This window comes from Gimesia aquarii (assembly GCF_007748175.1).
Lineage (GTDB): Bacteria > Planctomycetota > Planctomycetia > Planctomycetales > Planctomycetaceae > Gimesia > Gimesia aquarii_A.
On record NZ_CP037422.1, the window covers coordinates 4046346 to 4061399 of the forward strand.

6 protein-coding genes are annotated in these 15054 nt (G+C 43.6%); 3 read left to right on the plus strand and 3 right to left on the minus strand.

Going from position 1 to position 15054, the window contains the following annotated elements:
• Window positions 1-125 precede the first annotated feature (125 nt).
• Entirely contained in the window at window positions 126-1613 is a 1488-nt protein-coding gene (locus V202x_RS15535) for an EF-hand domain-containing protein (RefSeq protein ID WP_145176696.1), read from the plus strand.
• A 394-nt stretch (window positions 1614-2007) separates the two neighbouring features.
• On the opposite strand, the gene V202x_RS15540 is transcribed toward V202x_RS15535, so the two are convergent.
• On the minus strand, window positions 2008-2337 hold the full coding sequence (locus V202x_RS15540) for a hypothetical protein (RefSeq protein ID WP_145176699.1): 330 nt from the start codon (window positions 2335-2337) through the stop codon (window positions 2008-2010).
• 371 nt (window positions 2338-2708) lie between these two features.
• Between V202x_RS15540 and V202x_RS15545 the strand changes: the two genes are divergently transcribed.
• Window positions 2709-8366 (plus strand): DUF3320 domain-containing protein, encoded by a 5658-nt coding sequence (locus V202x_RS15545; protein ID WP_197992905.1) that lies wholly within the window; start codon window positions 2709-2711, stop codon window positions 8364-8366.
• 356 nt (window positions 8367-8722) lie between these two features.
• Here V202x_RS15545 and V202x_RS15550 read toward each other — a convergent pair whose 3' ends face one another.
• Complete coding sequence (locus tag V202x_RS15550; RefSeq protein WP_145176705.1) at window positions 8723-9787, minus strand: DDE-type integrase/transposase/recombinase; 1065 nt, start codon at window positions 9785-9787, stop codon at window positions 8723-8725.
• 832 nt (window positions 9788-10619) lie between these two features.
• Here V202x_RS15550 and V202x_RS15555 point away from each other — a divergent pair.
• The gene (locus V202x_RS15555; protein WP_145176708.1) at window positions 10620-12770 is read left to right on the plus strand and encodes a sulfatase; all 2151 of its coding nucleotides are present in this window, start codon (window positions 10620-10622) and stop codon (window positions 12768-12770) included.
• A gap of 89 nt (window positions 12771-12859) precedes the next feature.
• Here V202x_RS15555 and V202x_RS15560 read toward each other — a convergent pair whose 3' ends face one another.
• Window positions 12860-14665 (minus strand): ArnT family glycosyltransferase, encoded by a 1806-nt coding sequence (locus V202x_RS15560; protein WP_145176711.1) that lies wholly within the window; start codon window positions 14663-14665, stop codon window positions 12860-12862.
• Window positions 14666-15054: the final 389 nt, after the last annotated feature.

Consider the following 15054-nt stretch of genomic DNA (forward strand, 5'->3'; position numbering starts at 1 on the left):
AAGAAAAAGATACCGATCAAAACCGGCAACTAACGCTTGCTGAATATCTTGGAAAGTTAGAAGGAGAGCAACAAAAACACGCAAGGCGTGAGTTTTATCATTGGGACCATAATATTGATGAGCAATTGAGCCTTCAGGAATTTATCAATCGACAAGCACCAAAACAACCGATTTTCCTGAATGAGTTTCGTTTTCTTGATGCAGATCATAACCAACTTCTCACAAAAAATGAATTTCTGGCAACTGTTTCAAAAGAACAACAATCACGAGCTTTACGTGATTTCACTGTGTTTAACCTGCAAGATGATGAAACTCTGAGTTACGAAGAATATCTCAATATCCTTTCCCGAGATCATAGAAAATTAGATCATCCGATAATGCACCGTGTGACAAAACACATGCAAGACCTAGAAGTAAGTTGGAAGGAATGGGATATTAACAGCGATTCCAAACTAAGCAAGGAAGAGTTTAGCTCATCAAACCTCTCTCGCTCCATTCCTGGATTGGCATTAACTAAGTGGGAAGACTGGGACAGAAATGGTGATAACTTTCTTGATCAATCAGAGGCAAAACAAGTTCTTGAAATTGCCTACGGTCTACGTTACCCAACGGGAGAACTGCTCTGGGCACCATCAGGCTTAATAATATCGGGAATGCTCTTTGACTATGTAGATAAGAACGGCGATCATCTGATTGACTTAGAAGAGGCAAAATTAGCTAAGTTTGGATTTGGCGATAACACGCAAACCCCTGAATTGTTTAAACAGATGGACCAGAATGATAACGGAACGCTCACAATGGCCGAATGGAAAAGTGATCTGACGCACTGGATTGATCCGGTGGGATCATTTCTGGCATTTGACACGGATTTTGATGGTCGTTTGAGTCGTGAAGAGCTTCTAAGTGGCACCCCCTCTTGGCAACTACCGGTGACAGAATTCTTGTTTCCTGGATTTGATTTGAATGGTGATACTGTTCTTTCTCTTCAGGAATACCGCGAGACCCCCTTTGCTAATTTAGCACTTATCTGGCAAGAGTTACGGACAGATCGAGATAATGATGGCTATCTCAGTATTACAGAGTTTCAGTGGGATAGAGACTTATTTGGAGCGGCTTTGGCACAAGAGTACTTTCAACGGTTTGATGTGAATCAAGATGGTAAACTTAGTTTGGATGAATTTACCTTTCGGATAAATCAGGCTAAAGCTCCACTTGAGATTGTTTTTAGACTGCGAGACAGCGATCAAAATGGCCTCATTTCATTTGAAGAGATACTCGAAGATCTTAAGCTTCCTGAGAATGCAAACGAAAAACAAAAACTTCATTATGAGACCACGCTCATTCGCATTGAGGATGCGTTTCGAAGGGCAGATAGAAATCAAGACAACTCGTTGGACCAAGCTGAATTCCAAAGTGAAGCGGCCCGGGAGGTAGTGGCACCTCACCTTGTCGTAAAGAAAAAGAATTTTAGTAGTTCAAGAGTATCTCGTTCTTCCCTCTCTAAAGAAACAGAGGAAGATGATGGGATGTGGGTTATCCTTGCATTAAATGTTTTGTTACTGGCAGGAGTACTTGTTTTTCTGGTGCGAAAAATGAAACTATTTACTCGATAGGTGTTTTCCATCGCTCAGTTAAAAGAGTGTCTTCTATGGCTAATTTATTCAGCCGTACAATAAACTCTTGGAAAGTTTGATTTTGTACTCCATTGACAAAATCGATTTTCGGCCAACCATTACCATACTTAATCAATCTGTTCGAAAATTCCCCCACTAATACGCATTTTCTAAGTATAAGCAAAGCATGGTTAAAGCTACTACGGTCTTCGGAACCGGGGGACCTGTAATGCTTCCGCTTTCTGGATCGCATCGCTGAGTACTGACCTCTGGAATCGACTAATATCAACAGCCATGATCTGAATTCCTGTCCTTAATTATTCTGTGTGTAGAAGGTGAAAGAAAAGCCACGCCGCAGGAGTGCGAGCGTGGCGTTTTGAAAGAGAGCATTCTCTCAGTGAGACATGATGGAATGCTCTTCCTCATCATCAAAGGTCTCCGTTTTTTCTTCGATGTCGGTAACTGCTTCCTGAGGAGCATACTCGCAAGCCCGATTCATGGCGTCCAGAATCGCAAGCGTATCGGCATCGTCTACCTCTGCCTGGTACACGCCTTCAGCGCTGTCCAGCGAGGTGAGAATTTCGTTAAACTTGTCCATCTGGAACTGACCTTCCACGATCGCTTTTTCAACATATTCCTGAAGTTCAGCCAGATCCATCTTGTTGATCAGGCCTTCCATACCCAGGTCACGCAGAACCCGTTCGTTCTCTTTCAGCTGAGACACGCCATTCAAGATCCGCAGGATTCGGATCAGTGTTCCGCCTACTTACCGCTCTTGAATTACAGAGAATATTCAAATATTTCGCTGGATTACTGAAAGATTCGTTGATAAATTCACATATTATTGCCCTGTATACTGAACAATCTATACCTGCCTATGTACCCTCAATGAACCCAAATGATTCCATGAAAATGCCGACTCAAAATCAGGAAGAAGAAACTTCTTCCAACAGCTCCAACCTAAATGAAGTCCTGATTCACGTTGATCTCATTGATTGCTTAAATTATGCCTCTTTTCAGAACTCCGTTCCCGTTCTGAGGTCACTCCAAATAGAAAATTCAACAAGTGAAACTTTCAACTCAATTGAGCTGACCATGCAGACAGAACCGGGCTTTGGACGCACCAAGAAATGGACTTTTGAACGTATCACGCCCGGAAACAGTATTTCCGCCAGTGATCTCAAAATCGACCTGGATCCCGGATACCTCAATGGACTCAATGAAGCGGAGCGAGGTGAAGTTCGCTTCACTCTTAGGAACGGCGATTCAGTCATTGTGGAGCGTGTGGAAGAGATTCGCGTATTGGCGCGTGAAGAATGGGGTGGCTTTCATTCGATGGCAGAACTACTGGCAGCCTTTGTGATGCCCAATGATCCAGCTGTTGCGAAAATCCTCAAAAAAGCCGGTGATATCTTGGCGCAACACGGGCATTCATCAGCGTTAGACGGATATCAACAACGTGATCCTGGGCGTGCTTTCATGTTGGGGGCAGCAATCTGGTCTGCTATCGCGGCAGAGGGACTGACTTATACCAATCCTCCGAGCAGCTTTGAACTCGTGGGACAAAAGACACGCCGGCCAGGCAGTATTCTATCCGATGGTCTGGCAACCTGCCTGGATTCCAGTCTCCTGTTTGCAGCGGTCCTGGAAGCAGTAGGTCTGAACCCCGTACTGATTCTCATAGACGGGCACTGCTTCACTGGGTTCTGGTTAGTCGAACAGACTTTCAACAATCTTATTGAAACAGATTCATCCGAGGTTCGAAAAGGCCTATCTGCAAAAGAGCTGATCACATTTGAAACCACACTGATTACAAGCCGCCCCCCTGTCCAGTTTCAGGCAGCCATTGATGCTGCCAAAGTAAAGACACACGCATCACAGGAAGAGGTCTTTCTAGCAGCGATTGATATTACACGGGCACGCATGGCTCAGATCAGGCCACTGGCATCCCATGATCATACACAATTAAAAGAAACGCCAGAAACACAGGAGAATTTCGCATTACCGCTACCCAAGGCGCCTGTCTTCACAGATCTACCGCCGGAACAAACCGATGAGAAACCGAAAACTCCTGAGGGGAGGATAGACCGCTGGCAACGGAAATTACTGGATCTGTCGTTACGCAATCGACTGTTAAACTTCCGAGCCACCAAACAAAGCGTTCCATTCTATTCTCCTGATGTTTCTCTGTTGGAAGACCATCTGTCAGATCAAAAGTCGATGAAAATCATCTCTTTGCCCGAACACAACCCGATGGGCGACCGGGATGCGCGGCTGTTCTATCAGGAAACTGGTGAAGACATTGATGCTGAATTTGCAAAGGATGCCCTGGAACGACATGAAGTTCCATCTACGCTCAGCAAGACAGAACTCGATAATCGTCTAACCAATCTCTACCGTGCGGCACGCAATGATTTAGCAGAAGGCGGAACAAACACGCTTTTTCTCGCAGTCGGTTTTCTCAAATGGAAACGGGCCCCCGAAGATGAAAAGTCGTACCGTGCTCCCTTATTGCTCATCCCTGTTAAACTGGTTCGAAAAAGTGCCTTATCTGCTTTCCACCTGAGACACCATGAAGATGAAATTCGTTTCAATTCAACGTTGATCCAACTGTTGAAAAAAGATTTCGACCGAGATCTCTCTCAATTCGAAGCGGATCTCCCCACAGATGAGCGGGGGATTGATGTCCCCCAGGTACTGGAGCTGATGCGCAGAGCAGTTCGCGAAATCCCCGGATTTGAAGTGATTGATGAAATTTCGTTATCAACTTTTTCATTCGCTAAATATCTGATGTGGAAAGATCTCGTTGATCGGACAACTCATCTGAAAGAAAACAGAGTGGTTTGCCACTTGATAGACAATCCAGACAAGCCGTTTGAACCTGGAGTATATACGTCGATCCCCAAATCGACTGAAATTGATCAACGCTACCAGCCTGCTGAACTGGTTCATCCTTTACCTGCTGATTCATCCCAATTGGCAGCAATTATGGCGGCCGCTGAAGGACATGACTTTGTCTTGATCGGGCCTCCGGGTACCGGTAAAAGCCAGACCATTGCCAACATGATTGCACAATGTCTGGCAGAAAACAAAACAGTCCTGTTTGTCGCAGAAAAGACCGCTGCCCTCGATGTCGTTTATCGCAGGCTGTGCCAGCATGGATTAGGCGATATCTGCCTGGAACTTCACTCTCGAACTGCAGAACGTCGCAAATTTCTGGATCAACTGGAGAGATCCTGGAATGCCAACAGAAAGGCTGCGAAAACGGATTGGATCAAGGTCAATGAGAAGCTATTAATCAAACGCAATGCCTTGAATCAATATGTGAGTGCCCTGCATCAAATTGATGAGAGTGGCTGGAGTGTCTATCAGGCAATGGGGATTGCAGTCAAATTCAAACAGCATACAGCTCCCAGACTTGAGTGGGAAGGCTCCCTTCAGATCACTAAAGCAAGGTATGAAAAACTGATCGAAATGATTGATGAGCTGGCGCTAACATATGGGGCAATCAGCCCTGCCCCTGCACTGCAATCGATCAAAACGACCGAATGGTCCACAGCTTGGGAAGAAAGATTACTCAGCAGTATCGCGCAGATTCGGTCTGCTGTGACATCTCTGCAGGGGCCTTTGCAGGAATTTGTGGCAGCGATTGGCTTGAAAGAGACAGAAGGCTTTTCCCTGGATTTTTTTAAGGAGTTAAGAATTCTCGCCGGAACTCTCACTGACGCATCACAGGAAAACTATCGTATTATTTTCGATAAGGATTTCGCCAGAGCCTCTCTTCAGATCAAACAGCTCTCGAAAGACCTGAAAGCGTTCGAAAAGGCACAGAAATCGACAGAGGCATTTTACAAACAGGATGAGATCGAACAAATCCCTGTTAAAGACCTGGATTACCAGTGGCGGCAGGTAAAATCTAAGCTATGGCCCTTATCCTATTTTGCTAAAAAACAGGTCCGTAAATTATTACAGACCTATGCAACCTCGGGGACCGTTGATCCAGAAAAAGATCTCCCTCAGATTGAACTCATGCAGAAATACCTGGAAAAAATCAACGGTAATTCTCTTGCTGATCGCACACATCATTGGAAAGGTCCTGAAACCAATACGGAAGACTTTCAGCGTTTTTTGGAAGATGCGGAACGTATCCGTCAAACAATCATCTCGTTTGGAAAAACGACCAACTCCCTGAAATTAGTTTCATCCAGGCTGGCCCCAGTTCTCATTGATGATTCCGAAGATCATCCGATTCTTGTAAACGCACAGAACTATATAACAGCCATTCAGACTTTCATTGAGTCGTGTAACGAGTTCAAGCATATTGCCGGAGCGCCTCCATTTACAAAAGTGGACTCCGATATTCTTCAGTCCACGCTTTCGACTCTGGGGAGGATCGAGGCTCATCGTGTTGAGTTGAGAAAGTGGATTTCCTGGATGAAAGTCAGAGAAAAAACAGATAACGCAGGACTGGGTGTATTCATTGATTCACTTGAGCAGGAACAAATTCAACCAGAAAACTTAAGACAGACATTTGAAATCGCCTTTGTTCGCTGGTGGTTACCCAAAGCCATCGACCGCAGTGATATTCTGCGTCAGTTTCAAAGTTTTCAGCATGAGGAGATCATCAGGGATTTTTGCGATTTAGATCAGACTGCAAGAATCGAAGCTGCAAATCAGGTGCAAAAAATACGTGTCCATCATCTCCCTGACCCAGACTCCGTTGCCAGGAAATCAGAACTGGGATTGCTAAGGCATCAGATGCGATTAAAAAGACCCAGTAAGGCGATTCGGGAAGTGATCTCTGGAATGCCGGAAACCTTCTCAAAACTGGTACCCTGCTTATTGATGTCCCCACTATCGATCGCACAATATCTCCCGCCCGAACAGGCAATGTTTGATGTGGTGATTTTTGACGAAGCTTCACAGATTACGACCTGGGATGCCATCGGTGCCATTGCTCGGGGAAGACAGACAATCATTGTCGGAGACCCTAAGCAATTACCGCCTACTAACTTTTTTGGTAGAGTTGAGAACGATGAAGAAGATGACGACCTGGAAGATCACGAACGTGACCTGGAAAGTATTCTCGATGAGGCAACTGCATCTGGATTGCCTCTGAATCATTTAACCTGGCACTATCGGAGTCGACATGAATCTCTCATTTCCTTTTCTAACTGGAACTATTATGACAATAAACTGTTTACATACCCCTCTGCTGTGACTGCTGATCAAGCGGTATCGATGAAACATCTGCCGAATGCGATTTATGATCGTGGCAAAAGTCGAACGAACCGGATCGAGGCTGAAACACTTGTTGCTGATGCCGTCATCCGAATGAAGTCCTGGCTTAATTTACCTGAAGATAATCGACCGACGCTGGGAGTGATTACCTTTAATAGTCAGCAACAATCGTTAATTCAAGATTTATTTGATCAGTCACTGCGTGATTCCCCCGAACTGGAATGGTTTTTTGAAGATGCGCGTATTGAACCAACGGTGGTAAAAAACCTAGAAAATGTTCAAGGGGACGAGCGGGATGTGATGCTGTTTTCGATCACCAATGGTCCTGACGAAGCACGTCGAAAGATAAATCAGGTCCTATTAACTTTCGGAGCCTTGAATCGTGAAGGGGGGGAACGTCGATTGAATGTGGCCGTGACCAGGGCAAGACAGGAACTAATGGTCTATGTTTCATTTCTACCCGAACAACTGAAAGCAGAGTCATCCAGATCCAAAGGGTTACGTGACTTAAAATCATTCCTGGAATATGCACAGAAAGGACGTTCTGCTCTTTTGTCGGGTCCGGCTGAGTCTAAGGGGGAGTTTGAATCTCCATTTGAAGAAGCGGTTGCTTCGAAATTATCAGAGAAAGGCTGGGAAGTCTTACCACAAATTGGAGTTTCAAAGTTTCGGGTAGATCTGGGAGTAATCCATCCTGATCGACCTGGAACATTTCTGGCAGGAATTGAATGTGATGGAGCAACCTATCATCGATCTGCAACAGCACGTGACCGTGACAAAATTCGCGAGCAGGTATTACGAAACCTGGGATGGGAAATACTTCGAATCTGGTCGCCTGACTGGTGGTATGATCCGGACGGGGCTCTTGCAAAAATTGAAAATCAACTTCAGGATTTACTGCAACAGAGCCGGAATAAGCAAACAGAAGAAAAACTGGAACTCGGTTCGACAGGAATAGAAAACGAAGAAGCTCAGGTAGAGGACGCAAGCTCAAATCTGGATAATCAGCAGAATATTTATTGTGAGACGGACCTGACATCTTTTATCCCAGAACCGGATTTATTTTACGAAACGTCCTATCAGGAAACACTACGATCTATGATCGATGCCATCCTGGAAACGGAAGCGCCAATTCGTGATGATGTTTTAGCTCAAAAAATTGCCCGGGCGCATGGGTGGGCACGCACTGGCAGGAAAATTCGGGAGCATGTATTTTCTTTTCTGGAAACTGCTACCAACACGAATGAATCGACAGGACGTTTTATCTGGAATCAGGAAGCACCAGCTACCATGCTCGAGTACCGCTTCCCGGATGAGCAAGAAAATCTACGACCAGTAGATGAAATCACTATCGCAGAATTGTGTGGCTTTATTGATCGCAACAAAAAACTGTTACTGGAATCTGACCCGGCTTTGTCAATCGCCCGCGAAATGGGAATCAGCCGCCTGAATGGATCTTCTCGAGAAAGGTTTGAAGAGGCGATTCAGGAATATCAATCTAAATCAGTTTGAGATTGTTGACTTAAAATCAGGCTTGTGTTTTCCACAGAGATATTCAAGTGCTAGTTTGAAACGCGGTTTGTGACATTTATCTTGTCCAGTTAAGCAGAGTCCGGTCCTGCGTTACCAGTTACGCTACGTTTACAATGGTTTTCGCTTTCTGCGGATTTACTTGATGGAACTGCGTAGCACCGTTCGGTTCAAAAAGTGTCAGGATATCAAAATCGTTCCAGAAAAACACTTTGTGATGAATTCCAATCATCTAAGACTGTTGCACGTTGTGATTCACTGCCAGCGGTCACTAAATTATCAGTCAATCGCGCACCGGAACGTGCAGTTGAACAATTGAGATCTCGCTCCCGGTCACTTTAAGCTGCTTTTCGTTCAAACGATTTTACCAAACCACCGATGTGTGAAATTATTTGCACTTCATCAGGTGACAATTTCTCAATCTCGTCCGGTATCTTTTGAATCGGTGGAAGATGGTCCCTCGCTGTGTGCGAGCGACAACTGTTGTAGTAAGTGGTGAATTCGGAACTTAGATAATTTAAATGTTGCTTACCAAAAATAATAAACTTCGCCAAACATTCCAACTTGATCGTTTCAGTGAATCGCTCACATCTTCCATTCAGATTCGGAGATGCTATGAGAAGCGGACTTGTCTTAATGCCGGATTGCTGCAAAGTCTCAGTGAATTCCTTTGTATATTTCCCATCCCGATCATGAATGATCATTGCTGGTTTGACTTCTCGTCCCCTGCTCTGCTCAATGAATTTCAGAGCTTGTTCACATACCCAGGCTGAATTGGGATGTTCTGTGGATTCGGTAACGATCGCTTCTCGTGTTTGCAAACAGAGAAATACCATCACGTAGAGATCACGGATTCCTTTGGTCGTTACTGATTTTACTGAGAAGAAATCGCAACCCCAAAGCGTTTCACCGTGCCGTTTGAGAAATTCATTCCACGAGTCGGAAGTGCGATCTGGACCAGGTTCAATACCTTCTTCCTTCAATATATTTCGTACGGTCTGTCGGCTAATCTTTTTGATACCAAGTTTCCGAAGCTCTCCAATAATACGCGTGTAACCGAAACAAGTTTCCAAGGCGATTTTGATGACTAACTCACGAATCTCCTGAGGCTTCCGTTTACCACCTTTAGGATTTTTGGGCTTGAGGCTGCCATTCTTCCCATCCCGAACCCACCGGGCAAATGTCGCTGGGCTGACAATTGAAATTAATTCCTCGATCCCTCGTCCCAATACCTTGCCGTATTTCAATAAAATCTGTCGTTCGTTGTAAGTCGTATGAATTTGCTTGGGTAGTCTGGAACGCAGAATCGTATTCTCATGTTTGAGATATTCGACATACTTGGCCAATTCGTTATCGGTGGCTGAGGCGATTAAAGCGAGTAGTGGGTGGAAAATTCTGCTCATGGGTGTATTGTCGGTATGTGGTCATTATGGAAGCGGTTTCACATTCGTTTTACCCCGCTGGGCAGCTGAGAGAAAACAAAAAATTAGCCGGAAAACATGAGATTTGAAACCACATCCAAATAACGCGTTCAAATTCCATAGATTGCCTGGTCAGAACTTTGGAGAAGCCTTCGAGCCACGAACTTTTAGTCGGTTCGCTCAAGAATTCCCCCCACTTATCCCCCCCCTGCGGTCCAAAAGGTGTCTGGATATAAAAATCGTTCCAGGTAAACACATTGTACTGAATTCAAATCATCTAAGACTGTCGCACATTGTGATTCACTGTCCGCTGTCAAAAATATCAGCCAATCGCGCACCACAAAGCGTATGATTAAACAATTGAAATCTCGTCCCCGGCCACTTTAAGCCGTTTTCCGCTCAAACGATTTTACTTGTCCACCGATGTGCGGAATTAGTAACACTTCATGTGGAGACAATTTCTCAATCTCGTCCGGTATCTTTTGAATCGATTGAAGATGGTCCTCGCAGTGTGCGAGAGACAAGTGTTGTAATACGAGGTGAAATCAAAGATCAGACAATCCAGATGCTGTTTGCCGAAAACAATAAACTTCGCTAAGCATTCCAACTTGATTGTTTCAATAAATCACTCACATCAACCATTAAGAATCGGAGATGCTATCGGAAGCTCAGACTTTTATTCAGTCTATTCGAGAATTCTTCCCAATTAACTGAAGAAAATATCACTACTTTACTTTAGAATGTAAAAAGGAAAGTAATAGAGAAACAATATTTGTAGTCTCTTATTCTTTTTCGTAATTGGAACAATAAATTGATGAAGATAGTATCTATTTTTCGAATGCTCTCAAAGCCTTTGAGCTGGATGTATCCTGATAGAAGATTGGCTTTTCTTTTTTTTTCTATTGCAATTTGTGAACTCTTAGTTTTGTCCAGTCACAATAGTAGTTTTTGGCATAACTCTCATTTGTTATGGTTCGAGTCTTTTGCCCTCGTGAGCATATCAATACTGACATGGGCATCTGTAAGTTGGTTTTTATGGTGGTCTGTAAGAATAGTACAATACCAAAATGTGAAGAGCTTAGGTCGATTGGCCAGCATTTCTATCCTAGCTATTTTTCTAGTTGTATTACTTTTCTTCTACATCAGCAGTTGGATTTTCTTTTGGCGAACGAGTTCGTTTCTTGACGCTGATGCATTAGTATTCGGAGCGAGCAACCTGCTAATGATTGGTCATTACATTTGGCAGGCAGAAAAAATCTCGCTGCTTATAACATCCGTATTCTGCCTTGTTGGGTTGCTACTCGGAATTTATTTATTCCGTAAGCAGAATCGATCATCAGACATATCAGGAAAAAAAAGTCCCTCATCGTGGGTTGGGCTACTAACGGTGTTTTTAACATTTGACTTAGTATGTACTCTTATTTTCGTCAGTGAGAGTGACAATGCTCATTTTCTACCCTCACAAGAATGGTGGAAGAATGAAGAACCAGGTTCTAGTTTTGAACTGCAAACCAGGCTGAGTCCTATATTAACATTTGCGATCAAACCTTTTTATAAGGAGAAAGAAAAGGATCTCTTTGAAGGTGAATTGTCAGAACTAGAATTGGGGCCTAAGCGAGCCATTCCATATGAGATAAATCAATCACTAAGGGATTCGAAAGACCGTTATTCAGTGATTTTTATAGCGATTGAAGCATTGCGGAATGATGTTGTTTTGCTGGAAGAGCAGGAAATGGAAGTTATGCCTCACCTGAATCAGTTGGCAAGAAGTGGGCAACATTTTACTCGTTGTTATGCACAAAGTACTCATTCTAATTACGCAGACCCTTGCCTTTATAGTTCACTTTATCCGCTTCGTTCACAATCTCACCATTATTATTCACGCTCCGATCCTTGGCCGAAAGTCATGCTTTATGACTTGCTTAAACATTATGGATATGCGACAGCGATTTATTCGTCACAAAATGAAACTTGGGGACGTATGGCTAATTTTTTGGAGACCCCAAACCTTGATGTCTTTTTCGACTCTCGTAGCTATGATGGCCCAACATATATTTCTGAAAAAGATCGCGGTTTTTCTCGATATGCCAAGGGAGCACATGTTGCAGGAAAACTCGATGATGCAATTACAACACAACATGCTCTCGATTGGATTGACAAGCAACAGAAAAAAAATGAGCCGTTTGTTCTCTGCATGAATCTGCAATCCTCGCATTTCCCTTATGAGATTCCGGGGAATCAACAAGGTCCGTTTCAGCCGGCTACACTTGATTTCAATGCTTCATTTGTATCTTATCCTCAGGAAAAAATTCCTATTGTTCGGAATGCCTACTACAATTCCTTACACTACATAGACAAGCAAATTGGGAAACTAGTTTCGTTTCTCGAAGAAAAAAGACTTCGTGAAAAGACTATCATCGTTGTAATAGGCGACCAAGGTGAAGCATTTTATGAAAATGGGTACCCCGCACATGCTGGACAGCCCCATGAACCAGTGATTCGAGTTGCTCTGGTCATGGATTGTCCAGGTCTGTTGCCTCCCCAAAAAGTAGATTATCTCACTCAGGCAATTGATGTAGTCCCTACTGTTTGTGGATTACTAGATATACCACCACATCCCTGCTTTCAAGGTATTGATATCCTTTCAAACGAAAGACCATCAGTCAATCACCGTCTTGCATTCGTTCATACCCAGTCAACATTAAGTGAGTCTGATGCCATTATTAGTGGAGATGGTTGGAAGTTTGTCTATGACAGACGAACGGAACAAGCACGACTACACAATCTGATCTCAGATCCGGGTGAAGAAACAAATCTAGTTCAAAGCAAACCGAAAATCTCTAAGACTATGTCTAGTCTACTGTTCCAATGGCGGAAGCAACAACTTCTGTATTACCAAACTCCAAGCTATTATGGCTGGTTTTACCCACCACGCACCCCCAAAGATTTCAAAGGACTGGAGTAATCGAAATAAAAAGGAGTAAATTGATATCTGACGAGTAATGCCCAATCATTTTGCTCAAATGAATCTAAAATGCTGATAAAGTAGACCAACTACGCTTTGATTTCTGGCAAGCCAATCTTTCGCCGAACACGGTTTGCTTCGTCCAAGGTGATATGATAGATATAGATTGAATATCCCACGATCTTTACTGGCTTGAAATGTTGTAAAAAATATTCATATGAACCATTTAAGTTATGTAATTTATGGATACTCAGTGCATACCACCCAGGCAGCGGCCCAATTTGTTTTAATTCTTCCTGAGTGAGCTCACTAAGATTAATTGTTCGTTTAATTTTCGGTGGAGGCGAAGAAGATTCTATTCCATAAATGCTGTACTTGTTAAAAATAAAACAGTCTACATGAAATGGTCTCGCTTCAGGATGGTTATCGTACCATTCTTTCAAATAGAAAAGGTTCTGGCCCCAATCGATATTTGCATCAATAAGGTAACGGTGCCCACCTTTCGGGCCTCCCGCTAATTCGTTGAAATAAGCCAAACTATGAGGGTAAATATACAAGCTACTTCCGACTGACCACACTAGGGATAAAACAACAATCAGAGGCATTATGATTGTGTTCTGCTTCTTCTCTAAAAACAAACCAATTTTACTTATCCAAATAAAGACAAATGGGAAGCAGGGAAGTAAATATCTTAAGTATCGACTAAATCCTGTTTGAGAGCTAACCAACACAAAAATCACAATGGCTGGAGCGAGTAATACGATTTCGTTCTTCCAGTTAAACCTAAACTCTCTTCTCTTCCAATATGTCATGCCAAATGCACAAAGAAATAATAACCACGTACCCAAAGGGACCTTCAACAATAAAGCTACAATGTAGTAGTACCACCACCCTCTGTCTTTCCATTCGCCGTTGAGATACGACCATTTTCCCTTTTCGAAATCTAGCTTTTGCAAGTCAATGCCTGATAGATAATTTTGGGGAACTGGTATTGGAATCTCTCCTAGCCAACTTTCAGAAAAGCGGTTCCCACCAGATCCGTCATCAACAACCGAATCCTCCCCAGCTAAGGTCCTACTGGCAAATTGAAACGACTTCAATTGCTTGAACGATCCAGAAAAACCATAGCCAAGATTGAGTAGATACAGTCCTAAAAGGAGTATCGTCACCAATTGTTTAATCTGTCTTGATCTAGGAATTGCGCGAGACTCTTCTCTGCTGATCCATTGCCAAGTAAGCCAGAGAACTGGCCACAGACCGAATAACACAATCCAAGTGGATTTTGTCAGTTCAGCGAGCCCCAGTGTGAGTCCTGCGATAAAGGTCTGTTGCCAGGTAAACTTTTGGAGCCAATTCCAGAAACAATAGCCTGCTAGAACCCCCATTGTGGCTGCGGTTGCATCAGGAGTGATTGTCGCTCCCCAAGCCAGAATATTCGGTGAGAAACACCAGAGAGTTAACGCTATCAAACCTGAAGTTTTGCCATACAATTCGCTTGACCAGCGATAACAAATATAGCCACCGAGCAATAAGAATGGAATCAGCATCCATCGCGCAGAAACGAAATACCACTCCCAATCATCAGGGTTGATGTCAATAAAGTTTCTGCCCAGGTTCCACTCCGGACGAGATGTGAGCCCCTTTTTGTAACTACTCCAATCCCGTTTTGAAGAACTCAAAACAGCAGGGATTGCTGCGACCATTCTCACCAACGGTGGATTAACTCGGTAGACGTCAAATTGGCCATATTCCCAATTATAGATGCCAGCCGGGAGGTGCCCCATTTCGTCTAAGACAGGGCTGTAGTGGAATCCTATCCAAGAGACAGCAATTGTATTTGCTGCAAAAAGGAAGACTAAAATTATGGTATGATGAGCTGAAGAATTTCGATGCATGCTCGATTTCGATCTCTCTATCTAAAAACTCAATTCAATATAAGAAATATTGATTGACTTTCTAAGCCGATTGTAATTCAGAGTAACGTTGTTGAAGTAAGCCCACCAGTCTAAACTCTTCGAAATGAGCTTGGAACTAGGATCCATACAGATTATAGGAATACAGTCTTCAGCCTCTTTGATTCGATCCAGAAATCAGCTGTCAGCTGGGTTCCACCTAAATGGCTATTCTCTCTCATTGGTGTGACTTGGCTTTCGACCGCGTTTTTCGAACCCGGTGGTATGCCCCAAAAAGTCGGTCCGGGGTCATGGAAGTTCGTGTTAGGTATGACCTCCGCAGGCTGCTGAAAACAAACCCGTGCCTATCTAATAAGCCCAAAAAAGAAGCC

Coding starts and splice junctions, on each gene's coding strand:
- V202x_RS15545 (WP_197992905.1), top strand. CDS start 2,709: ATGCAGACAGAACCGGGCTTTGGACGCACCAAGAAATGGACTTTTGAA.
- V202x_RS15560 (WP_145176711.1), bottom strand. CDS start 14,665: ATGCATCGAAATTCTTCAGCTCATCATACCATAATTTTAGTCTTCCTT.
- V202x_RS15555 (WP_145176708.1), top strand. CDS start 10,620: ATGAAGATAGTATCTATTTTTCGAATGCTCTCAAAGCCTTTGAGCTGG.
- V202x_RS15550 (WP_145176705.1), bottom strand. CDS start 9,787: ATGAGCAGAATTTTCCACCCACTACTCGCTTTAATCGCCTCAGCCACC.